The sequence below is a fragment of the Serratia sp. CMO1 genome, from assembly GCF_015689115.1.
GTDB classification, from domain to species: Bacteria; Pseudomonadota; Gammaproteobacteria; order Enterobacterales; family Enterobacteriaceae; genus Serratia; species Serratia marcescens.
Window position 1 is genome coordinate 2,323,409 of the sequence record NZ_CP065032.1, and the last position, 19,740, is coordinate 2,343,148.

Consider the following 19,740-nt stretch of genomic DNA (forward strand, 5'->3'; position numbering starts at 1 on the left):
TTATTAAGGCGAGCGAATTCCACCTGTGAATAGGGTGAATTTGCTCATTAGTTTTATATTTGAGACGATTTTATATGTGTGTTTCATATATTAAATTCGCTGTCGATTAATATATGAAACTTTGTTTCTTGTTTAATGGAAAAACTATAAATCCGGCATTAGACAAGTCAAGAAATAAAAATGAGCGTTGACGAGAAATTCCGATTATTGGGTCGCCCTGGTTTGCGGTGGGCGACACAAAGCAAGCTGAAATAGTGGTGTCATCAATGCCCGTTAGACTCGCGGCATCCTGGTATGACTGACTAAAAATCATGAACATAAAACTGACACTTGGCCGCCGGGTAAAACCTGCGGCAGCGCTGCCGCACGCATTTGGCATCGGCAAGAGCATGGGCTTATTAGGCGGCATAATTTGCGTTATTGCGCTATTTTCTCTGCTGCAATTGTTTTCCACCGTATTTATTTCCAATATTCTGCGCGACGCCAAGGTTAACCTGGTGACGGGCGACGGGTTGCATCGCCAGCAGGCGACGATGGATCGCGCCAGACTGTCGCTGCTGACGGCCAGCGACAGCCTGAACCGCGCGGGCATCTATTATCTGCAGGACAAAGTCACCGGCTCCGACGGCAGTTGGCATAGCCTGCTGGATGAATCGTTGGCGGCGTTGGCGGCTTCAAAGCAGGCCTTTGCCCGGTTCGAGCGCTTGAGCGCGGCTGCGCCCGAAGCGACGGGCGCCCTGAAAGACAGTTATCGCCTGTTCTATGACGGCCTGAAGGAACAGGCGCAAGGGTTGCAAAACAGCGCCAGCATCGATGCGTTTTTCGCCGTGCCGATCCAGGCGTTTCAGGCGGATTTCAACGAAAAGTACCTCGCGTATCAGGCGCTGAACGAACAGCGTGGCGATGACGTCAACGTGCGGCAATTGGCGGCGCTGGAGCAGGCCAAGACCTTTGCGCTTGGCGCATTGGCCGCGCTGGCGCTGATCGCCGTGGGGGTGTGGTTCGGCGTCGCCCGCTGGGTGATAGCACCGCTGCAGCGGGCGATTGTCCACCTCAACGTGCTGGCCGCCGGCGATCTTTCGCGGCCGCTGCCGCCTGAGCGGGCGTTGAACCGCGAGATGCGTCAGCTGCAGACCAGCATTGGCCATATGCAAAGCGGCTTGCAGCGCCTGGTAAGCGAGGTGCGCGATGCGGCGAGCGGGATCCTGAACGGCGTCGAGCGGCTGGCGGACGGCAATCGACAGTTGACGGCGCAGTCGGCGAAGCAGGACGGGGAATTGCAGTTGGCGACCGAGCACGTGCAGCAGCTGGCGGCGCGGGTGGAAGAAAACGGCCAATACGCCCAGCAGGCCAGCCAACGAACCGAATTGGCCCGGCAGTGCGCCGGCGCCGGTGAGCAGATGATGCAAACTGTCAACGTTTCGATGCACGGGATCGTCAACCAATCGGCCGAGATGCGCGGCATTGTCGCGCTGATCGACAGCGTGGCGTTCCAGACCCATATTCTGGCGCTGAATGCGGCGATCGAGGCCGCGCATGCCGGCGTTCACGGCCGCGGCTTTGCCATCGTAGCCAAAGAGGTGGGCCTGCTGGCGCAAAAAAGCAGCCATTCGACGCGCGATATCCAGCAGTTGATCAACCGTTCGCTGCTGCAAATCGATCAAGGTTCGCAGGCGGTCGAACTTCTGACGGGCAATCTGCGCCAGATTATCGATCTGGTGAACAAATGCAGCGCGCTGATGGGGGAAATCTCGTTGGCGTCGTTCAATCAAGGGGAGAGCATTCAGGCCGTGACGGCGCGCATTGCGACGCTGAATCAGGTGGCGCAGCAAACCGGCGACGTGGTGAGCGCGGTGACCGAGGCTTCGCAGTCGCTGCAGGGCGAATCGGAACGCTTGGAAAAAGCGATGGCGCGTTTCAGGCTGCCTGTGCAATAAATAACCCTGGCGCGGGTTAATGAATAATAAAGCTGCGCTTAATGTTATTCATTATTTCCCCGCCCTGAGGGACGTTATTTCGATAAATAAAAACAGGCCGGCGCTTATGGATGAAAAAAGCGCCGGCCTGCAGAGAATTATTTTAACGGGAGGATTAACGGCTGGTCTGGTGGCCGATAATGCCGCCCAGCGCTGCGCCGCCGAGGGTGCCCAGCGTGCTGCCGTCGGTCAGCACGGCGCCGCCGACCGCGCCGACGCCCGCGCCGATCGCCGTGTTGCGATCGCGATTGGACATATGCCCACATGCGGTAACGGAAAGCGTCGCCATCACCACCACCAACACACCTGCGGCACGTTTAATATTCATAATGAGTTCCTGGTAAATTGGCTGATTAATGGATTAAAAATAATCCGATTAACCCGCCGGTAGAAGTTGGGATGAATGTATTCCTCAGAAAGAAAATCGAACAGGTAAAAATTCTTAATTTTGCGGCGGTGAAAAGCGATTGCTCGCCGAATGTGCGGCCGCCGACAAAACCGCTGGTCTATACTGGGAAGACGCCTCGCGGGGGCGGGGCACACACTCTGGAGGCCGCCATGTCCGATCTCGTTTCCGCATCCGGCAAACCGGTGAAAATCCCCGGCCCGGATCACCCGATCACCTTGACCCGTCATCCGACGCGAGTCGTGGTGCGTGCTGCCGGGAAAATCCTGGCCGACAGTCGCAATGCGCTCATCCTGCAGGAAGCCACCTATCCGCCGGTGTTTTACTTTCCGCGTGAGGACGTGAATATGGCGCTGTTGCAGAAAAACGAGCACGTCAGCTACTGCCCGTATAAGGGCGACTGCAGTTATTTCACCTTCGCGCTGAACGGCGGGCAGGGGGCCAATACGGCCTGGAGCTATGAAATGCCTTACAACGCCGTGGTGGCGATCAAGGATCATCTGGCATTTTATCCCGATAAAGTGACAGAAATCAGTACTGAAGCCTGACCTGCCGCCGCCGCCGGGCGGGGGCAGGTTGACATTCCGCTTATCCCTACTCATTATGTGTATTACTGGAAACTGATACGCTTTCCTTATGTTTTAATCCGACATAAACGAAACTCTGAGCAGGTGCCAAGGTGTCTACCTCTACGCGATTTGCCGTTGCCATCCATATTCTGACCAACATCACGCTGTGTCGTGGCCAGACGGTGCGTTCCGAAGATATCGCGCGCAGCGTCAACACCAACCCGACGGTGGTGCGGCGGATCCTCGGCGCGCTGGCGGAGGCCGGGCTGACCTATTCGCAGATGGGGCAAGGCGGCGGGGCGCTGCTGGCGCGGCCGGCAGAAGCGATCTCGCTGCTGGACGTGTATCGCGCGGTGGAGGATCAACCTTATTTCATGCTGCACCGCGCCCGGCCTAACGATGCGTGTTATATCGGCCACGCTATTACCCCTGTGCTGGAGCAAGAGTTTGCGCGCGTTGGTCACGCGCTGGAAGCCAGCCTGGCGCAAACCAGCATCGCCGAAATGGCCGGGCAGGTCGAGCGGCAAGCCGGCTATCCTTTCGTCCCTTGTTCATCGCAATATCAAGCGGATACGCAATAAAAATCCACGCCAATTCCGTCTTCCCGCAGAGCATTTTTTGCATTGCGTTAATGTAATTGTGTAAGTTACATTAGCTCGCATCAAGTGTGATGTGGCTCACGTTTTAGACTGCCTCCCCACGATAATCGATCGATTGGCCGGAAACCTTTTCTTCCGGCGCAGATTCGCTGTGCTTATAAACCAGGAGAGAACGATGTTAGAAATGATTGAAAGCTTGGCCACCGTGGTGGTCCTGGTGCCGGTAATGGTGGCCGTCTTGCTCGGCGCGATTTACGGTCTGGGTGAAGTGTTCAACGTCTTTTCCGCTATCGGCCGAAAAAATAACGGCTGAATTTGAACGTCAGGGGACGCAACGCCCCCTGACGTAGGGTTACAATACTGTCGCCAGGAAGTTGCGCGTCCTCTCATGTCCCGGCGCATCCAGAACCTGCTGCACGCTGCCCGTTTCAACCACCTTTCCCTGATCCATAAAGACAATCTGGTCGGCCACTTCGCGGGCGAAGCCGATTTCATGCGTGACCACCACCATCGTCATGCCCGAATGCGCCAAGTCTTTCATCACCTGCAGCACTTCGCCAACCAATTCAGGATCGAGGGCGGAAGTCGGTTCATCAAACAGCAACACCTGCGGGTTCATCGCCAGCGCGCGGGCGATGGCGACGCGTTGCTGCTGGCCGCCGGACAGTTCACGCGGCCAGGCGTTGATGCGATGTTCCAACCCGACGCGGGCCAGCAACTGCTTCGCCCGTTCCTGCGCCTCGGCTTTTTTTTCCTTTTTCACCCGCTGCGGCGCGTCGCTGACGTTTTGCAACACGGTGCGGTGCGCAAACAAGTTGAACTGCTGAAATACCATGCCGATGCTTTTACGCTGTTCGGCCACCTCGGCTTCTTTCAGCTCGTACAGATGCCGGCCTTTTTGACGATAGCCGATCAGCTGTTCGCCAACGCGAATGGTGCCGCCGTCCAGCTTTTCCAGGTGGTTGATGCAGCGCAACAGGGTGGATTTGCCGGAGCCGGAAGGGCCGAGGATCACCGTCACTGAACCCGCCGGAATGGTCAGGCTGATGTTTTTCAACACTTCGGTGCCGGAAAAGGATTTCCGCACCCGGTTGATGTGGATGGATGCGCTCATTGTTCACCTCCCTGAGGGGCTTTGCGGTTGAGGAAGAACCCGCCGCTGCGCGTTGCCTGCGTGCCGCGGCCAAAATAGCGCTCCACGTAGTATTGGCCAATCGACAGAATCGAAGTCATGGCCAGATACCACAGGGTGGCGACCAGCAGCAGCGGGATGACCTCGTAGGTGCGTTGGTAAATGATCTGCGCCGAATACAGCACGTCCTGCAGGGCAATCACCGACACCACCGCGGTGGTTTTCAACTGCCCGATCACCTCATTGCCCGCCGGCGGCAGGATGGTGCGCATCGCCTGCGGCAATACCACGCGCCACAGGATTTGCCCACGACGGTAACCCAGCGCTTTGGCGGCTTCCAGCTGGCCGCTGCCGACGCTTTGGACGCCTGCGCGCACGATCTCCGCCGCATAGGCCGACTGATGCATCACCAGCGCGATCACCGCCGCGCTGAAGGTGCTGATAAGGGTATTGGTCGGCGCGCTGGCGACTTCGCCCAGAAACGGGATCCACAAGCTGATGCGCGGATAAAGCGCGGCGATGTTGTACCAGAAGAACAGCTGCACCAGCATCGGCACCGCACGGAAGAACCAGGTGTAGAACCAGCTTACCGCAACCAATACCGGATTGGCCGACAGGCGCATCAGCGCCAGCAGCACGCCGCCGGCGAAGCCGAACACCACCGAAATCACCGTCAGCTTCAGCGTCATGAGCACGCCGTTGAGGATGGACGCCTCGGTCAGATTTTCCGCCACCACCGACCATTCAAAGCGCGGGTTGTGCAGCATGGAATTGATGATAACGCCGACGATCAGCAGCACAACCAGGGCGCTGAGCCAGCGCCCGTAATGCCGGTGGCCGACGATGCTCAGTTCCGCGTCGTCGACAGGGTGTTGCCCACTCATTTTGCGATCTCTTCATTGATGCCGGCGGTTTTCACGGCACCAAAACCGATATCCCAGCTGTCGAGGATTTTCTGGTAGCTGCCGTCGGCGATCAGAGAATTCAGCGCCGCCTGCACCGGTTTCACCAGCTCGGAGCCTTTCGGCAGGGCGATGGCCACCGTGGTGCCGTCGATGTTGATATCACCGGCCAGCGTCAGCGGTTTAACGTGGGTGGCCTGGTAGCGCAACCCTTCATACGGGCCGAAAAACATCGGCACGCGGCCGCTGATCACCGCCTGCACCCCGGCCGGGCGGTCCGGGAAGATCGGCATGGTGATGGCCGGCTTGCCGGCGGCGACGCATTGATCGCTGGCCTGCTGCAGGCGGGTGATCTGCGAGGTGCCTGCGCCGGCGCCGACGCTCTGGCCGCACAGCTGGGCCAGCTCGGTGTAAGGGCCAAGCGCAGCGTCTTTGCGGGCGATCAAGGCCAGCTTGGAAGCGTTGTAATAGCCGACGAAGTCCACTTGCTGGAAGCGCTTTTTGTTGGCGTCAATGTTGGCCAGCGCGACGTCATAACGGCCGGACTTCAGGCCGGGGATGATGTTGTCGAAACCGCCGGTGTCCTTCCAGTGGATCGCCACGCCCAGGCGATCGGCAATCGCGCTCATCACGTCGATTTCACGCCCGGCCAGCGTTTTGTTGTCCGCCTGGTAAAAGGTGGTCGGCGGGGTGTTCGGGTTGGTGCCGGCAACGATATAGCCGGCCTTTTTGATAGCTTCAGGCAGACTGTCATGCAGCGCCGGATCGGCGGCAGCTTTCACCGCCGCCTTGAAGGGAACATCGCCTTCAGCGGCATGAGCTGCGGCCAACGGCGCCAGCGTGGAGGAAGCCAACAGCAGGGACAGTACGGTGCGTTTGAATGTGGTTTTCATCATGATTTCCCTGCGGATTAAGCCGATTTTACGTTAGCGAAGTTGATTGCCGGTTCCGGCAGACCCAGGTTTTCACGCAGGGTTGCATGCTGATACTCTTCACGGAACAGGCCACGGCGGCGCAGCTCTGGGATCACCAGCTCGACGAACAGTTCCAGCTGGTTAGGCAACACCGCCGGCATGATGTTGAAGCCGTCTGCGCCTTGCTGTTCCAGCCACAGCTGGAAGTCGTCGGCGATCTCTTCGGCGGTGCCTACCACCACGCGGTGGCCGCGCGAACCGGCCGCGACGGCCGCCAGCTCGCGTAGCGTCAGGTTTTCCCGCTCGGCCAGATCGGTCAGCAGTTTCACGCGGCTTTGGCCGCCTTCGGTGGCGCCCACATTCGGCACCGGGCCGTCCAGCGGGTAATCGCTCAAATCGAAACCAAAGCGTGCCGACAGCTGCTCAATGCCGTTATCGATATCCACCAGTTGATTCAGCTGATACCAGGTTTCTCGCGCTTCTTCTTTGGTTCGGCCGACAATCGGCATCACACCTGGCAGGATCAGCAGGTGGTCCGGGTTGCGGCCGGCGTCGGCCACGTATTTTTTCTGACTGCGGTAGAAAGCCTGTCCTTCTTCCAGGCTGGCGGCGGCGGTGAACACCACTTCGGCGGTTTCCGCCGCCAGCTGTTGGCCGGCCGGGGAAGAGCCGGCCTCAATGATCACTGGCCGCCCCTGCGGCGAGCGGGAAATGTTCAGCGGGCCCTGCACCGAGAAATGCTTGCCCTTATGGTTGGCGGCGTGGATTTTCTCGTCGATGGCGTACACGCCATTTTGCTTGTCGCGCACGATGGCGTCTTTTTCCCAGCCGTCCCACAGTTTGTAGCTGGCCTCGAGGAATTCCCGCGCCACTTCATAGCGTTCGGCGTGCGACGGCAGATCTTCACGGCTGAAGTTGCGCGCCGCATCGCTGGAGAATGAGGTCACCACGTTCCATGCGGCGCGGCCGTGGCTGATATGGTCGATGGAGGCCATGGCGCGCGCCAGGTGGAAAGGTTGATCGAAAGTGGTGGAGGCGGTCGCCGCCAGCCCGATATGGCGGGTATTGACCGCCAGCGCCGCGAGCAGCGTCAGCGGCTCCAGGCGTGACATCGTCGAGGGCAGGCGGTGCACGCTGGTCGCCAGCGCGTCGCCGACGAAGAACATATCGAAGGTGCCTTCTTCGGCTTTTTTTGCGATCCAGGTGAACCAGTCGATATCGGTCGGTGAACCGCTGGCGCCTTCTGCGCGCCATCCCCCGATGTGGTGCCCCAGCGCCTGAACGAACAGGCCGAGACGGAGTTGGCGCGATGGTGTTGAAGGTGAAGTACTCATAGTTATTCCTGTTTTATTATTAATTTAACAATGCAATCAGTCGCGGCAGCGCGCCAGGGGACATAAGCGCACAGTCGCGGATAACGCTCTCGCCTTCGAGGCCCGGAAGCAGCTGCAAAATGGCGTGCAGCTTGGCGTCGAGGTCTGTCGGCCGGGCGGCGGTTTGCTTTCTTGTGACTATGTCACTTATTTGCCTTCCGTCCTGCAGCGTCAGGGTCAGGCGATGGAAGCGCATCTCCGGATCGAGCGCGTCCGGCGGGGCCGCAGGATCGGCATGGCGCTCAACTTTTGCCGCCAGGGCGGCGATAGCCGCATCGACCGGCTGTTCGCCGTAATGCGTCAGCGCGACCTCGCCGTGGTATAGCGCATCGGCGATGACGTATTCGAGGCTAAAGCGCGCTTCCACACCGGTGGCCGGTTGGCGAATATAGGGCGCGGTATCTGCGCCGGGCGGAAAACTGACCTCAACCAGGGCGATCTCTGCAAGGGCGTCGCCTTGTTCCAGCAGCCGCTCGCGCAGGGCGAGCGCCGCCTCGGCCGCGCTGTGAGTGCCACCGCAGGTCGGGTAGCGCTTGAACTCCAGCCCCGGCTGCAGGATGCGCCAGGGCGCGCCCCAGCCGGCGGTCAGGCATTCCGGTTTTTGCCGGCCGTCGCCGTGGGAAGCCAGCAGGCTGTCCAGCACGCCCTCCGGTTGGCCGATGAAACCGGCCTGAGCCAGCAGGGCGGCGTTGACCGCGTTGCGTGCCGCCAGGCCGGCGTGCAGCGGTTTGGCCGCCGAACCGAACTGGCTGCGCAGGCCCGCCGCCTGGGTGGCCGCCAGGCCGAGAGCAATCTGCGTTTGCCGCTGGTCAAGCTGCAGATAACGCGCCACGGCGGCGCAGGCGGCGACCGCGCCCAGGGTGGCGGTGCTGTGAAAACCCAGCACGTAATGTTGCGTGCCAGCGGCCAATCCCAGCCGGCCAGCGGCCTCTACGCCGATGACATAGGCGGTTAACAGTTCAGTGACATTGTCACTCTCACCGTTCAGCGCCAGCAGGGCGGAGAGCACTACGGTGCTCGGATGGCCACGCAGCGCAGGATGGTAATCATCGAAGTCCAACGAGTGGCTGACATAGCCATAGCGCAGTGCGCGGTTCTCACTGCCGTTCGGCGGAAACGTCGTGCCGATCGCTGCCAGACCGGCATCGCTCAACGCCCCGCGGGCAATCGGCAATGCGCAGGCGAAGTAATCTTTCACGCCGCGGCGAGCGGCTGACAGAGCGGTTTGATCCGGCTGGCTGTTCAATATCAGATGAGCGAATTGGGCGGTTATCGATAATGACAAGGCGTTAACACCTGAATTTATAGATGGTTATGCACGAGTGCGGGGTGAAAGGTATTGTGTGGCGGTTTTCTTTGTCCCGAAAGAACGAACGGCGCTTCCATATCGCTGAATGGAATATCACGACGGCACTGCGCCGCCGTCAGGGCTGCTGGCAGGCGCGGCAGGCTGCACTTTAGCTATTTTTGTGCAAAGCAAAGCTGAATTTGTTCTAACGCGGTAGAGGACTTAGGCCGAGAAAAGGCGAACGCTCATGATGTCGATAAATGCCCTGAGACGCGGTGTAAGATGTTTGCTGGAAGGCCAGAGAATTTTGAGACTGCCACTGTGTCGGCATTGGTCGCCAAGCACGGGTTGGAGCCGCTGCTGCTCCAGCGCCTCCCGTACCGCGAAATCGGGCAGGCAGGCGATGCCCAGGCCCTGTTCCGCCAGGTAAATCAGCGTGTCGACGGTATTGCATACCGTGCGCTTGCCCAGGCCTTCGTCGAGCAGTTTATCTCCGCCCGCCACCGGCCAGGTCTCGACTTTGCCGGTGGTGGGGAATCTGTATAACAGGCAGGCGTGATCGCGCAGTTCTGCCGGCTGGCGGGGTATTCCCGCCCGGCGCAGATAGTCCGGCGCCGCCACCAGCTGTAGGTGAAACGTGCCCAGTTGGCGGCTCATTAAGCGAGAGTCCTCGGTATCGCCCACGCGGATCACCGCATCGAACCCTTCTTCGATCACCGCGACTCGACGGTCGGAAAAATCGGTTTCCAGCTCAATCTCCGGGTAACGCCGAACAAATTCCGCCAGCACCGGATTCAGCAGGCCGCCCACCAGCGGCAAACTGACACGCAGCTTGCCGCGCGGGGCGCTGTGCGTATCGCTGATTTCCCGTTCCGCCGCCGCCAATTCCCCGAGAATGCGCTGACAGCGGTGCAGAAACAGCAGGCCTTCGGCGGTCAGCGTCATGCTGCGCGTGCTGCGGTGAAACAGGCGCGTGCCCAGCCGGTTTTCCAGGCGGGCGATGCTTTTCCCCACCGCGGAAGCGGAAATGCCGAGCACGCGCCCGGCCTCAACGAAACTCAGCGTCTCCGCGGCCTGCACAAAGACGCTCACCCCAGACAGATTATCCATTGCTTGCCCTATTACGGACGTGAGTGTCCGCTATGAAAGGAAATCTAGCCTGTTTTTTCGTTAATCGCCACGCCCTATGCTCGGTGGCGACAGCATGGGCTGACTATCTGAGGTAATAAAGATGAATGAATACGGATCCTCCGCCAACGCGATTGACGGCGCGATAGAGCAAGCCTTGCGCGAAAAACGATTGGTTGGCGCGGTCGTTTTGGTGGCGCAGGGCGGTGAGATCGTTTATCGCCGCGCGGCGGGCATGGCGGATCGCGAAGCGGGCAAGCCGATGGCGCTCAATACGCTGTTTCGTCTGGCCTCGGTGTCCAAACCGATCGTGTCCACGGCGGCGCTGGCGTTGATGGCGCAAGGCGCCATGCGGTTAGACGATCCGATCACGCGTTGGCTGCCGAATTTTCGCCCGCGGCTGGCGGACGGCACCCAACCGTTGCTGACGCTATGGCATTTGATGACCCACACCGCCGGATTAAGCTACCGTTTTTTCCAGACGGAAGGGGGATTCTATGCCCGGCTCGGCGTCTCCGACGGCATGGATGACGCGTCCGTCAGCCTGCAGGAAAACGTGCGGCGCATTGCCTGCGCCCCTTTGCTGGCTCCGCCCGGCGCGGCGTGGCGCTATTCTATCGCCACCGATGTGCTGGGCGCGGTTATTGAACAGGCGAGCGGCCTGCCGCTGGCGCAGGCGGTCAACAAATGGGTGACCGGGCCGTTGGCGATGACGGATACCGATTTCCTGGCGGTGGACGCCGCGCGCCTGGCGGCCGCTTACGCCGATCATCCCGGCGAGCCACGCCGCCTGCGCCAACCGGATCGTTTACCGTTCATCGATGGCAGCGCCGGTTTTCATCTGTCACCTGCGCGTGCGCTGGATCCGTTGGCGTACGCCTCCGGCGGCGCCGGCATGGTCGGCTCGGCGGAGGATTTCCTGCGCCTGCTGGAAGCGTTGCGCCAGGGAGGAGAGCCGGTGCTGCCAACCGAGTGGGTTACGGCGTTCACCAGCAACCAAATCGGCGATTTGCCGATGCCGTTTTGGCCGGGGCGCGGGTTTGGCCTGGGCATCACCGTGCTGAAAGATCCCGTCGCTGCGCACACGCCGGAGTCCGTTGGCAGCTGGCGGATGGGCGGCACCTATGGCCACTCGTGGTTCGTCGATCCTGCCCGGCAGCTCAGCGTGGTGGCGTTTACCAACACGGCGCTGGAAGGGATGTCCGGTGCCTTTGTCGGCGAGATTTGTCAGGCGGTCTATGCCGCGACGGGAGCGATGCAATGCGCCTGATGCCGCCGATTTTCTTCCTCGCGCTGGGGCTGTTCGGCGTTTACTGCATCGAGTTCGGCGTGGTGGGCATTTTGCCGCTGATCATTGCACGGTATGGCATCTCCACGGCGCAGGCCGGCTGGCTGGTCGGGATCTTCGCCCTGACCATTGCGCTGCTCGGGCCGCTGTTGGTGCTGTTGGCGTCGCAATTCAATCGCAAACGCATGTTGTTGATCGCGTTGACCGTGTTTGCGGCGGCCAGCGCGCTGTCCGCCCAGGTGGACAGCTTCGCCATGCTCATGCTGCTGCGCATTGTGCCGGCGTTGTTTCATCCGATCTATTTTTCACTGGCCATGGTGGCGGCCGCGTCGCTTTATCCGCCGCATCAAGCTCCCAAAGCAACCGCCTATGCGTTCATCGGCACCAGCATGGGCATGGTGCTGGGGATACCGCTGACGCAATGGCTCGCCGGACAGTTCAGCTATGAAGCGTCGTTCAGGTTCTGTGCCTGGGTGAACCTTCTGGCGGCGCTGGGATTGCTGTGGCGTTTGCCTGATGCGGCCGTACAGCGCCTCAGCTATGGCAAACAGTTGGCAATCCTGCGCAGCGGTACGCTGTGGCTGAATATCACTACCTGCGTGCTGATCTTTGCCGCCATGTTTGCCGTCTATGCTTACGCGGCCGAGTACCTCAGCCGCGAAATCGGTCTCAGCCGCGGCGTCATCGGCTTTCTTCTGGTGGCGTTCGGTGTGGGCGGTGTCGTGGGCAACCTGTTGGCCGGCAGATGGCTGAGCCGCCATCGTGCGGTGACGGTGCTGCTGCATCCGATAGCCTTGATTGCGGCTTATGCGCTGCTGTATCGCTATGGCAGCGTGAATATTGGCTCGATGACGGCGCTTTGCCTGTATTGGGGAGCGGCGCACACCAGCGGTTTGATTGTCACGCAGATTTGGCTGACCGCCGAAGCCCCGCAAGCGCCGGCGTTCGCCACCGGGCTGTATATCGCTTTTATCAATCTGGGGGTGGCGGTGGGGGCGCTGGCGGGCGGCGGGTTTATCACCGCGTGGGGGCTACAGGGCAGCCTGCTGTGCGGAGCCTTGTTCGCCGCGCTGGCGGTGATTACGATCGCCGCCAGGCTGCGGTTACAGCGGCAGGCTACCGTTGCGTTGCGTCGATCATCGCCATCACCTGCCGGAACATCGCGCTTTCCGCATCCGCCAGCTCGTTGACCAGCGTAAAGTGATTGCAGTGACGGTCGGCCAGCAGCTGGACGTCGAGGCCATGCGCCAGGCAAGCGTCATAATAGGCCTGCGTCTGGTTTTTGAAACCTTGCGTTTCCCGCTGGCCGACGTCGAGCAGGATCTGCGGCGCATGGTCTTTCGCCGGCAGCAGAAACAGCGGGCTGAGGGTTTGCGCCTGTTCGGGCGTCAGGTGCAGCCAGTCGTTGATGTAGATATCGCACAGCGGTCGCAAATCGTAGAGGCCGCTCAGCGCCAGCGCGCCTTTGATCGCGTCGGGCGGCAGGCGATAGCGTTGTTGCCAGCCGTCGGCGATCAGCATGCCGCACAGGTGACCGCCGGCCGAACTGCCGCTGACGAAAATGCGCGCCGGATCGATGCCGAAAGGCGCCCCGTGATGATAAAGCCAGGCGACGGCGCTGCGTACCTCATGTACGATCTCCGCCAGCGTCGCTTCCGGCGCCAGCGTGTATTCCAGCGTGGCGGTCGCCACACCGCGGCGAGCAAACGCGGCGGCCATCGAACAGGCTTCCTCTTTGCGCTGTGAATGCCAATAGCCGCCATGAATAAAGATCAGCAGCGGGGCGGGTTGTGCGCTGGCCGGGAACAGATCGAGGCGCTCGGCGGCGCTCATGCCGTAGCGCAGGTCGTAAATGCCGGGCGTCTGCGCCTTGGCTCGCTGGGCCAGCGCGGCGTATTCCGCCATGCAGGCGTCAAAATCCTCCACCGAAGCGCGGGCGTTGTATTGCACGGCGCGTGCGCTCAGGTCTTCAAACGTCAGATCGATGTTCATGCCTTTCTCCGGATTGTTATGTGTTATGCCTTCATCATCGTCCCGCAGGCGAAAAGATGTTTGATCGCCGGTGCGCACAATTGCGACTTCTCCATTGCTGTTATCTGCTGTATATTGCTGTTTTATGCTTTTTACTGCGGAATAAGCCCATGCACAAAGCGGCAAGGCAGCGCCATTTACTGGATTTGCTCAGCGAACGCGGACAGGCGGCGGTGGCGGAATTGGCCACCGCCATCGGCGTTTCGGTCGATACCGTGCGCCGCGATCTGGCCGATCTCGAGCGGCAAGGGTTGGCGCAGAAACATCACGGCGGCGCGATCGCGCTCGAACCGTCCGGCATGCCACGTCAGGCGCGCGCGGCGCTGTTGCCGCAGATCAAGCAGCGGCTCGGTCGCGCGGTGGCTGCGCAGATCCCGCCCGGCAGCACCCTGATGCTGGATGCGGGCAGTACGCTGTTGGCGGTGGCGCAGGCGTTGCGCGGCCCGGCGACGGTGATCACCGCTTCGCTGGATATCGCGCAGTGCCTGAGCGACAGGCCGGAGATCAACCTGATCCTGCTTGGCGGCCAGTGGGATGCGCGCCAGCGGCTGTTCGCCGGCAGCGCCACGCTGGCGTTGCTGGCGCGCTACCGCGCGGATATCGCCTTGCTGGGCGCCTGCGCGGTGCATCCTCAGCTGGGACTGAGCGCCGGCGAAGAGGCCGATGCAGAGGTCAAGCGCGCCATGCTGGCTAACAGCGGCGAGCGCTGGCTGGTGGCCGACCATATGAAGCTGGATCGCTGCGAACCGCATCACGTGGCGGATCTGGCGCAGATCCAACGCCTGTTTACCGATCGCCCGTGGGACAACCTGGACGAACAGTCATTGATTGAACTTTGTGTCGTCGCCGACGACCGCTAGAGGAGAACACTGATGAACGATACCGCTCGACCGTTGCAGGTGGCGCTGATTGGCTACGGCTTTGTCGGCAAGGCGTTTCACGCGCCGCTGATTAACGCGGTGCCGGGGTTGGAACTGAGCGTGGTGGCTTCGCGCGATGCCGCCAAGGTGCATGCCGATCTGCCGCACGCGCAGGTGATCGCCGATCCGCTGGAGGCCATCCGCCGGCCGGAGGTGGATTTGGTGGTGATCGCATCGCCTAACGCCACCCATGCGCCGCTGGCGCTGGCCGCGCTGGAGGCGGGCAAGCACGTGGTGGTGGATAAGCCGTTTACGCTGGATTTGGCGCAGGCGCGCGCGCTGATTGCGGCGGCGGAGAAGCACGACCGCCTGCTGTCGGTGTTCCAGAACCGTCGCTGGGACAGCGATTTCCTGGGCGTGAAGCAGGTGATCGAACAGGGGCTGATTGGCAAGGTGACGCACTTTGAGTCGCACATCGATCGTTACCGCCCAGAAGTGCGGGTGCGCTGGCGTGAACAAAACCTCCCTGGCAGCGGACTGTGGTTCGATCTGGGGCCGCACATGGTCGATCAGGCGCTGCAGCTGTTCGGCTTGCCGCACAGCGTGCAGGCCAACATCGCCACGCTGCGCCCCAACGCGCAGATTAACGACTGGGCTCACGTGGTGCTCAACTACCCGACGCACCGCGTGATCCTGCATGGCAGCATGCTGGTGGCGGGGGGCGTCTCACGCTTTACCGTGCACGGCGAGAAAGGCAGCGTGGTCAAAGCGCGCGCCGACGGGCAGGAAAGCCAACTGCTGGCCGGCGTGACGCCGGGATCGGCGGAGTGGGGCAAAGACGACGATGCGATGAGCCTGTTTATCGGCACGGAGCCGATGCGTACGCTGCCGACACCGGATGGCGATCAACGCCAGTATTACTTCCAGGTGCGCGATGCGTTGCGCGGCGCAGGCGCCAACCCGGTCACCGCTGCGCAGGCGTTGGCGGTGATGGCGGTGCTGGAAGCGGCCACCCTGGCGGCGGAAACCGGCGTCACCCAAACTCTCCCGCTCACCGAGGCGGAAATCGCCGCCTGGTGACGGCTCGCGTCAGATAAGGCGTCAGGCGCATGGATACAGTGCATGCCATGCGTCTTCCGCCATCCTGCCCCCTGACATAGGCTTACCCGTAGTCAATGTCAGGAGTGTTCATCATGTTATCCCATCCTTCGCCGCAAGGCGTCCGCGGCATACTGGCCGCTCTTTCTCTGAGCATGCTGCTGTCATCGCTTGGTATCAGCATTGCCAACGTCGGGCTGCCGGCGCTCGCCACCGCGTTCCATGCCTCGTTCCAGGCGGTGCAGTGGGTGTTGCTCTGCTATTTGCTGGCCGTCACCACTTGCATCATCGGCATCGGCCGTTTGGGCGACAGCCTCAATCGCCGCCGCCTGCTGCTGGCGGGCATCGCGCTGTTTACCGCCGCTTCGCTGGTTTGCACGCTGGCTCCGCAACTGTGGCTGTTGCTGGCGGCGCGCCTGGCGCAGGGGCTGGGGGGCGCAGTCATGATGTCGATCGCCATGGCGCTGGCGGGCGAGGCGCTGGGGACGGAAAAAATCGGCCGCGCGATGGGGCTGCTCGGCACGATGTCGGCCGTGGGCACCGCGCTGGGGCCGTCGTTGGGCGGCGCGCTGATCGCCGGTTTCGGCTGGCGGGCGATGTTCCTGATCAACCTGCCGCTGGGCCTGCTGGCGCTGTGGCTCGCCTGGCGATACTTGCCGAATGGGCCGCGCGCGGCAGTGCGCGCGGAACCGTTCGATCGCGCCGGCACGTTGCTGCTGGGCGGCGCATTGCTCTGCTATTCGCTGGCGATGACCCTCGGGCGCGGCGACTTCGGCGCACTCAATCTGGCGTTGCTGCTGGGGGCGCTGTTAGCGGGGGCGCTGTTTATCCGCGTGGAGCGCGGCGCCGCATCGCCGCTGCTTGCGCCGTCGATGTTCCGTCATCCGGCCCTGACGGCGGGGCTGGCGGCCAGCGCGCTGGTGATGACGGTCATGACCGCCACGCTGGTGGTCGGGCCGTTCTATCTGTCACGCGCGCTGGAGTTAAGCGCCGCGCAGGTGGGGCTGGTGATGTCGGCGGGACCGGCGGTGGCGATCTTGACCGGCATACCGGCCGGCTATCTGGTGGATCGTTTTGGATCGCAGCGCATTGCCCTGCTTGGGCTGATGGCGGTGGCCGCCGGCGCGGCGCTGCTGTCGCTGCTTAACCGTTGGGGCGTGCTCGGCTATATCGCCCCCATCGCGCTGCTGACCGCCGGCTATGCGCTGTTTCAGGTGGCCAACAACACCATGCTGATGAAAGATCTGTTTCCTGAACGGCGCGGGCTGATCGCCGGCATGGTGAACCTGTCGCGCAATCTCGGGGCGATCACCGGCGCGTCGGCGATGGGGGCGCTGTTTTATCTGGCTTCGCAGCAGGTCGCGGGCACTGCGGCCGCCGCGGCTTACGGCATGCGGGTGACCTACGGCGTGGCGGCGCTGTTGGCACTGGCGGCGTTGCTCATCGCCTTCGGTGGCCGCCGCCTGATGCTGCGTTACGGCGCGCGCTGAACCGCGTAGCGTTCTTGCACGAAACCGTTGTCCGATGAGGTGACGGCAAGCAGGCGCAGGCGCTGCTCCGGGCCGTCGGCGCCGAATAAGGGGATACCGCCGCCCAGCAGCAGCGGCACGCGCGTAATCGTCAGTTCGTCGATCAAGCCGGCCTGCAGGAAGCGCTGCACGGTCTGGCCGCCGTCGATATACAGGTGACGGCAGCCGACCTCGGCCAACCGCGCCACGACGCTGGCCGGTTCGCCGCTCATCCAGCGGACAGGTTCTGCGCCGTGCGGTGCGGGCTGCGTCGACAGCACCACCACCGGCAGTGCGCCATAGGGCCACTCGGGAAAGGCGCGGACTTTTTCATAGGTATGGCGACCCATCACCAGCGCGTCGATGTCGGCGACAAACGCTTCAAAACTCAACCCATTGAGCAGCGAAACCGCGTATTCGGGCCGCAGCAGCCAGTCAATGTCGCCATCCGGGCCGGCAATGAATCCGTCTACGCTGGTGGCGATGTAAACCGAGCATTTCATCAGGCGAGATCTCCCCGATAAACCACATGCACCTTGTTGCCGTCGGGATCGCGCAGGTAAGCGCCGAAATAGCCTTTGCCGTAGTGCGCGCGCTCGCCGGGTTCGCCTTCACTGCTGCCGCCCGCCAGCAGACCGGCGGCGTAGGCGCGTTTAACCGCCAGCTCGTCGGCGGCGAGAAAGGCCAGCATGCTGCCGTTGCCGGCGCTGGCGGGCTGTCTGTCGAAGGGTTGGTAGGCGTAAAAACGCGGCAGCGTTTGGCCTGGCATCACCCAGCAGCGGGCGGCGGGGCCGCCGTCCGGCGTCACTTCCCGCCGTTGTAAACCCAATGGCAACAGAATGGCGTCGTAGAACGCGGCGGCGGCATCCAGATCGCTGACGCCGACGGTAATATGGCTGAACATGGCGCGTTTCCTTTCCCAAGAGAGAATAATGAACGCCTAAAACAGTAGCAGCGATATTGCAGGATGGACAGACCGCCGTGGAGGATTCGGATTAGGGACGCGCGCAGGGGGAAGCGCGCTTCACGGTTTGCGGGGCAGGCCGCCGTTCAATTGCTCTCGACTCGCGGATTGGCGTGGGTCGGCTGGCTGGGATAATCCACCTGATGCTTGTGCAGATAATCGCGGATCAGCTGACGCACCACCTGGGAAGGGGTGACGTCCTGCTGCAGGCACAGCTCTTCCAGGGCTTTCTTCTTGTCCGGGTCAATCAGCACCGTTAGCCGCGCCGTTTTCTTTTCCATCAGGATCCTCCAGAGAATGATGACTGAATGATAATACCATGTGGACGAAGCGGCCAGCCAGACCGCGTCGCCGCTCGTTCTTAGCGGAAATGCAGCCGTTCTATCTTGCGTGACAGGTAGCCGAGTTCGCAGTTGAACAGCTCGCCGCTGCCGGCGGCCAGCGTGCGAAGCGTGCTGAGCGGCAACGTCACCTGGGCCGGCGTGGCGTAAATGATCACGTTGCCGCTGGGGGCGACGCAAAACAATACGGTGCCGAATATCCGGTGCAGGCTGTGGTACAGCAGGCTGTTCTCATCGGGCAGATCGTGGTAATTGAGCACCAGCCAGCCCCCGTCGTTCAGCCGCGCGGCGCAGTTTTCCAGGAATGTCTGGGTGCCTTGCTGCGGATCCATGGCGAACGCCGAATAGAGATCGGAGAAAATCAGATCGTAACGCGTCTCGGCAGGCGGGCGCACAAAGTCCATGGCGTCGGCGGTACGCAGGCTGATGGTGTCGGTGGCCGGCAGCGTAAAATAGCGGCGCGCGACGGCGATCACTGCGGCGCGCAGTTCAACCACGTCCAGACGCATGGCCGGATCGAGCGCGTGCAGCGCACGCAGCAGGCTGCCGCCGCCTAACCCCAGGATCAACGCCGAGCTCGGCGGCTGCCAGGCCACCGCCATCAGCATCGCTTTGATGTAGTTGTGGATCGGCTGTGCGGGGTTGCTGAGGCTCATCTTGCTTTGCTCGCAGATGCCGTCAAACCGCAGCGTGCGGTAGTCCTTGTGATCGGAAACGATGATTTCGCCCCAGGCGTCGGCTTCGCGAGCGATCACCTGGCCGCGCGGGGAGAAATCGAGGGTTCTGAGTAAGCGGTCAACCAGAGACATGGTATTCGCAGGGTTCCTTTGGCAAGCGGCCTATTTACGGGCGCACATGAAATCGGCGGTGCAAATGCGCCGGCCATCGATGCTGGCGCGGCCGGTGAAGCGGGCGATCGCGCCACGCCGGCGTACAAAGGCGACCTCCATCAACACCTGGTCGCCGGGACGGGCGGCGCGATAAAACCGCGCCCGCTGAATGGAAGCGAAGTAGTAATGTTCCCCTTCGTTCAACGCCCCGAGATAATAGTGCGCCAGCAGCCCGGTGCTTTGCGCCAGCGCTTCCACCAACAGCACGCCGGGAAAACCGGCGAAGTGCGCATGGCCGTTCCAGAACGTCGGCTCATTGGCGGTGATGTTCTTGATGGCGCTCAGCCGCCCTTCGGCAATGCAGGTGCCGGCGGGCAGCACGCGATCGACCAACAGGCAGGGATAACGATGAGGCAGAATCGCCTGAATATCGTTGAATTGCAGGGGGTGACCGTTTAATGGCATGGAGGTGCGTGATCCTGTCTGCGGCGAATCCGGTGCGGTGGCCGGCGTTCGGTCCATAATGAGTGTAA

General features: G+C 61.8%; 22 protein-coding genes. 9 read left to right on the plus strand and 13 right to left on the minus strand.

What is annotated here, in order from left to right; all coding sequences use genetic code 11:
* Positions 1 to 311: 311 nt before the first annotated feature.
* Entirely contained in the window at positions 312 to 1,937 is a 1,626-nt protein-coding gene (locus IT763_RS11120; protein ID WP_371811610.1) for a methyl-accepting chemotaxis protein, read from the plus strand.
* A 154-nt stretch (positions 1,938 to 2,091) separates the two neighbouring features.
* Here IT763_RS11120 and osmB read toward each other — a convergent pair whose 3' ends face one another.
* On the minus strand, positions 2,092 to 2,304 hold the full coding sequence (osmB, locus tag IT763_RS11125; RefSeq protein WP_004940700.1) for an osmotically-inducible lipoprotein OsmB: 213 nt from the start codon (positions 2,302 to 2,304) through the stop codon (positions 2,092 to 2,094).
* A gap of 230 nt (positions 2,305 to 2,534) precedes the next feature.
* On the opposite strand from osmB, the gene IT763_RS11130 reads away from it, so the two are divergent.
* The 3 genes from IT763_RS11130 (at position 2,535) to IT763_RS11140 (ending at position 3,863) form a co-directional block, all read left to right on the plus strand.
* Positions 2,535 to 2,930, plus strand: a complete 396-nt coding sequence (locus tag IT763_RS11130) for a DUF427 domain-containing protein (protein ID WP_016927781.1) — start codon at positions 2,535 to 2,537, stop codon at positions 2,928 to 2,930.
* A 131-nt stretch (positions 2,931 to 3,061) separates the two neighbouring features.
* Positions 3,062 to 3,532, plus strand: a complete 471-nt coding sequence (locus tag IT763_RS11135) for an Rrf2 family transcriptional regulator (protein ID WP_016927780.1) — start codon at positions 3,062 to 3,064, stop codon at positions 3,530 to 3,532.
* 193 nt (positions 3,533 to 3,725) lie between these two features.
* Positions 3,726 to 3,863, plus strand: a complete 138-nt coding sequence (locus tag IT763_RS11140; RefSeq protein WP_016927779.1) for an AcrZ family multidrug efflux pump-associated protein — start codon at positions 3,726 to 3,728, stop codon at positions 3,861 to 3,863.
* Positions 3,864 to 3,902: 39 nt separating this feature from the next.
* Here the strand turns inward: IT763_RS11140 and IT763_RS11145 are convergent, their stop codons facing one another.
* The 6 genes from IT763_RS11145 to IT763_RS11170 all read right to left on the minus strand — a co-directional run bounded on the left by IT763_RS11145 (position 3,903) and on the right by IT763_RS11170 (position 10,269).
* Positions 3,903 to 4,664: an amino acid ABC transporter ATP-binding protein gene (locus tag IT763_RS11145; protein ID WP_016927778.1), complete on the minus strand. Its 762-nt coding sequence runs from the start codon at positions 4,662 to 4,664 to the stop codon at positions 3,903 to 3,905.
* A complete protein-coding gene (locus IT763_RS11150) occupies positions 4,661 to 5,566 on the minus strand; it encodes an amino acid ABC transporter permease (protein WP_206195413.1) in 906 nt (301 codons plus the stop codon). The genes IT763_RS11145 and IT763_RS11150 overlap by 4 nt, the downstream gene beginning before the upstream one ends.
* Positions 5,563 to 6,477 (minus strand): ABC transporter substrate-binding protein, encoded by a 915-nt coding sequence (locus tag IT763_RS11155; RefSeq protein ID WP_206195454.1) that lies wholly within the window; start codon positions 6,475 to 6,477, stop codon positions 5,563 to 5,565. Before IT763_RS11155 ends, IT763_RS11150 begins: the two co-directional genes overlap by 4 nt.
* Positions 6,478 to 6,494: 17 nt before the next feature.
* Positions 6,495 to 7,832 (minus strand): LLM class flavin-dependent oxidoreductase, encoded by a 1,338-nt coding sequence (locus IT763_RS11160; protein WP_143778978.1) that lies wholly within the window; start codon positions 7,830 to 7,832, stop codon positions 6,495 to 6,497.
* 19 nt (positions 7,833 to 7,851) lie between these two features.
* Positions 7,852 to 9,156, minus strand: a complete 1,305-nt coding sequence (locus tag IT763_RS11165) for an MmgE/PrpD family protein (protein WP_143778979.1) — start codon at positions 9,154 to 9,156, stop codon at positions 7,852 to 7,854.
* Positions 9,157 to 9,381: 225 nt separating this feature from the next.
* Positions 9,382 to 10,269, minus strand: coding sequence for a LysR family transcriptional regulator (locus tag IT763_RS11170; protein WP_143778980.1), 888 nt, complete (start codon positions 10,267 to 10,269; stop codon positions 9,382 to 9,384).
* A 121-nt stretch (positions 10,270 to 10,390) separates the two neighbouring features.
* Between IT763_RS11170 and IT763_RS11175 the strand changes: the two genes are divergently transcribed.
* Complete coding sequence (locus IT763_RS11175; protein ID WP_143778981.1) at positions 10,391 to 11,557, plus strand: serine hydrolase; 1,167 nt, start codon at positions 10,391 to 10,393, stop codon at positions 11,555 to 11,557.
* Positions 11,548 to 12,765: an MFS transporter gene (locus tag IT763_RS11180; protein WP_049299193.1), complete on the plus strand. Its 1,218-nt coding sequence runs from the start codon at positions 11,548 to 11,550 to the stop codon at positions 12,763 to 12,765. The genes IT763_RS11175 and IT763_RS11180 overlap by 10 nt, the downstream gene beginning before the upstream one ends.
* On the opposite strand, the gene IT763_RS11185 is transcribed toward IT763_RS11180, so the two are convergent.
* On the minus strand, positions 12,692 to 13,567 hold the full coding sequence (locus IT763_RS11185) for an alpha/beta hydrolase (RefSeq protein ID WP_164053824.1): 876 nt from the start codon (positions 13,565 to 13,567) through the stop codon (positions 12,692 to 12,694). The genes IT763_RS11180 and IT763_RS11185 overlap by 74 nt on opposite strands.
* Before the next feature lie 149 nt (positions 13,568 to 13,716).
* On the opposite strand from IT763_RS11185, the gene IT763_RS11190 reads away from it, so the two are divergent.
* From IT763_RS11190 to IT763_RS11200, 3 genes are all read left to right on the plus strand, one after another.
* Positions 13,717 to 14,466 carry a DeoR/GlpR family DNA-binding transcription regulator gene (locus IT763_RS11190; RefSeq protein ID WP_016927770.1) on the plus strand — a complete coding sequence of 250 codons (750 nt, stop codon included), beginning with the start codon at positions 13,717 to 13,719 and terminating at the stop codon, positions 14,464 to 14,466.
* Between the two features lie 12 nt (positions 14,467 to 14,478).
* Complete coding sequence (locus tag IT763_RS11195; RefSeq protein WP_016927769.1) at positions 14,479 to 15,546, plus strand: oxidoreductase; 1,068 nt, start codon at positions 14,479 to 14,481, stop codon at positions 15,544 to 15,546.
* A gap of 113 nt (positions 15,547 to 15,659) precedes the next feature.
* Complete coding sequence (locus IT763_RS11200) at positions 15,660 to 17,054, plus strand: MFS transporter (protein ID WP_206195414.1); 1,395 nt, start codon at positions 15,660 to 15,662, stop codon at positions 17,052 to 17,054.
* On the opposite strand, the gene IT763_RS11205 is transcribed toward IT763_RS11200, so the two are convergent.
* From IT763_RS11205 to fabZ, 5 genes are all read right to left on the minus strand, one after another.
* Entirely contained in the window at positions 17,039 to 17,575 is a 537-nt protein-coding gene (locus IT763_RS11205) for a dihydrofolate reductase family protein (RefSeq protein ID WP_016927767.1), read from the minus strand. The two genes, IT763_RS11200 and IT763_RS11205, sit on opposite strands and share 16 nt — an antisense overlap.
* The gene (locus IT763_RS11210) at positions 17,575 to 17,976 is read right to left on the minus strand and encodes a VOC family protein (RefSeq protein WP_015377846.1); all 402 of its coding nucleotides are present in this window, start codon (positions 17,974 to 17,976) and stop codon (positions 17,575 to 17,577) included. The genes IT763_RS11205 and IT763_RS11210 overlap by 1 nt, the downstream gene beginning before the upstream one ends.
* A 146-nt stretch (positions 17,977 to 18,122) precedes the next feature.
* A complete protein-coding gene (locus IT763_RS11215) occupies positions 18,123 to 18,317 on the minus strand; it encodes a ribbon-helix-helix protein, CopG family (RefSeq protein WP_004928567.1) in 195 nt (64 codons plus the stop codon).
* Positions 18,318 to 18,397: 80 nt separating this feature from the next.
* Positions 18,398 to 19,186, minus strand: a complete 789-nt coding sequence (locus IT763_RS11220) for a spermidine synthase (protein WP_197758258.1) — start codon at positions 19,184 to 19,186, stop codon at positions 18,398 to 18,400.
* 30 nt (positions 19,187 to 19,216) lie between these two features.
* Entirely contained in the window at positions 19,217 to 19,672 is a 456-nt protein-coding gene (fabZ, locus tag IT763_RS11225) for a 3-hydroxyacyl-ACP dehydratase FabZ (protein WP_004928563.1), read from the minus strand.
* Between the last annotated feature and the right edge of the window lie 68 nt (positions 19,673 to 19,740).

What these genes read in the sequence shown, in the direction of transcription:
- IT763_RS11205 (WP_016927767.1), bottom strand. Translation starts at nt 17,575, where the DNA reads ATGAAATGCTCGGTTTACATCGCCACCAGCGTAGACGGATTCATTGCC.
- IT763_RS11175 (WP_143778981.1), top strand. Translation starts at nt 10,391, where the DNA reads ATGAATGAATACGGATCCTCCGCCAACGCGATTGACGGCGCGATAGAG.
- IT763_RS11130 (WP_016927781.1), top strand. Translation starts at nt 2,535, where the DNA reads ATGTCCGATCTCGTTTCCGCATCCGGCAAACCGGTGAAAATCCCCGGC.
- IT763_RS11200 (WP_206195414.1), top strand. Translation starts at nt 15,660, where the DNA reads ATGTTATCCCATCCTTCGCCGCAAGGCGTCCGCGGCATACTGGCCGCT.
- IT763_RS11145 (WP_016927778.1), bottom strand. Translation starts at nt 4,664, where the DNA reads ATGAGCGCATCCATCCACATCAACCGGGTGCGGAAATCCTTTTCCGGC.
- IT763_RS11140 (WP_016927779.1), top strand. Translation starts at nt 3,726, where the DNA reads ATGTTAGAAATGATTGAAAGCTTGGCCACCGTGGTGGTCCTGGTGCCG.
- fabZ (WP_004928563.1), bottom strand. Translation starts at nt 19,672, where the DNA reads ATGCCATTAAACGGTCACCCCCTGCAATTCAACGATATTCAGGCGATT.
- IT763_RS11120 (WP_371811610.1), top strand. Translation starts at nt 312, where the DNA reads ATGAACATAAAACTGACACTTGGCCGCCGGGTAAAACCTGCGGCAGCG.
- IT763_RS11215 (WP_004928567.1), bottom strand. Translation starts at nt 18,317, where the DNA reads ATGGAAAAGAAAACGGCGCGGCTAACGGTGCTGATTGACCCGGACAAG.
- IT763_RS11155 (WP_206195454.1), bottom strand. Translation starts at nt 6,477, where the DNA reads ATGAAAACCACATTCAAACGCACCGTACTGTCCCTGCTGTTGGCTTCC.
- IT763_RS11170 (WP_143778980.1), bottom strand. Translation starts at nt 10,269, where the DNA reads ATGGATAATCTGTCTGGGGTGAGCGTCTTTGTGCAGGCCGCGGAGACG.
- IT763_RS11150 (WP_206195413.1), bottom strand. Translation starts at nt 5,566, where the DNA reads ATGAGTGGGCAACACCCTGTCGACGACGCGGAACTGAGCATCGTCGGC.
- IT763_RS11220 (WP_197758258.1), bottom strand. Translation starts at nt 19,186, where the DNA reads ATGTCTCTGGTTGACCGCTTACTCAGAACCCTCGATTTCTCCCCGCGC.
- IT763_RS11210 (WP_015377846.1), bottom strand. Translation starts at nt 17,976, where the DNA reads ATGTTCAGCCATATTACCGTCGGCGTCAGCGATCTGGATGCCGCCGCC.
- IT763_RS11185 (WP_164053824.1), bottom strand. Translation starts at nt 13,567, where the DNA reads ATGAACATCGATCTGACGTTTGAAGACCTGAGCGCACGCGCCGTGCAA.
- IT763_RS11160 (WP_143778978.1), bottom strand. Translation starts at nt 7,832, where the DNA reads ATGAGTACTTCACCTTCAACACCATCGCGCCAACTCCGTCTCGGCCTG.
- IT763_RS11190 (WP_016927770.1), top strand. Translation starts at nt 13,717, where the DNA reads ATGCACAAAGCGGCAAGGCAGCGCCATTTACTGGATTTGCTCAGCGAA.
- osmB (WP_004940700.1), bottom strand. Translation starts at nt 2,304, where the DNA reads ATGAATATTAAACGTGCCGCAGGTGTGTTGGTGGTGGTGATGGCGACG.
- IT763_RS11195 (WP_016927769.1), top strand. Translation starts at nt 14,479, where the DNA reads ATGAACGATACCGCTCGACCGTTGCAGGTGGCGCTGATTGGCTACGGC.
- IT763_RS11180 (WP_049299193.1), top strand. Translation starts at nt 11,548, where the DNA reads ATGCGCCTGATGCCGCCGATTTTCTTCCTCGCGCTGGGGCTGTTCGGC.